Source organism: Haloferax prahovense DSM 18310, from assembly GCF_000336815.1.
GTDB classification, from domain to species: domain Archaea; phylum Halobacteriota; class Halobacteria; order Halobacteriales; family Haloferacaceae; genus Haloferax; species Haloferax prahovense.
The window spans coordinates 1-489 of record NZ_AOLG01000043.1 but is presented as its reverse complement, the minus strand read 5'-3'; the positions used below and the strand labels follow the sequence as shown (position 1 = coordinate 489).

The 489-nt window shown below is 59.1% G+C and carries 1 pseudogene; it reads left to right on the top strand.

Annotation, left to right across the window (positions count from 1 at the left end):
- Positions 1 to 489, top strand: a pseudogene (locus C457_RS20355) (ThiF family adenylyltransferase); the annotation flags it as partial.

The window sequence follows — 489 nt, the reverse complement described above, 5'->3', positions numbered from 1 at the left end:
GAGTACGGAAGCGTAGTCGAGGAAGACGAGGAGCACGCTTGCCTTCCACAACTGCTCGACTGCGATGTCATCATCAACGCCGCTGACACGCACTGGGTTCGATTCCTCCTTGACGAGGTCTCACATGCCCACCTCATTCCTGTTCTCGACGGGGGTACCGAGCTCATCCCGAATGACGAAAAAGATGAACTCGACATCGGGTCTGGATCGCTTGTCTCCGCTACGGGACCAGGACATCCCTGTCTCGAGTGTACTGGCCACTGGTTCCACGGAGATGAGGAAGAGGGCGTGATTCACGACAGAGAGCCAGATGCCGCCCGTGGAGCGGGATACGTCCAAGGCCTGGATGACGGTGAAGAGCTGGCAGATGATGGCGAAGGTGATGAGCGGGCGCCCTCCGTGGCCACGAACAACGGGCTCGTGGCATCACTCTTGGCCCTTCGTTTCCAAGCGCTTGCAGTCGGCATCACCTCACAAGCTCTCGTTGGC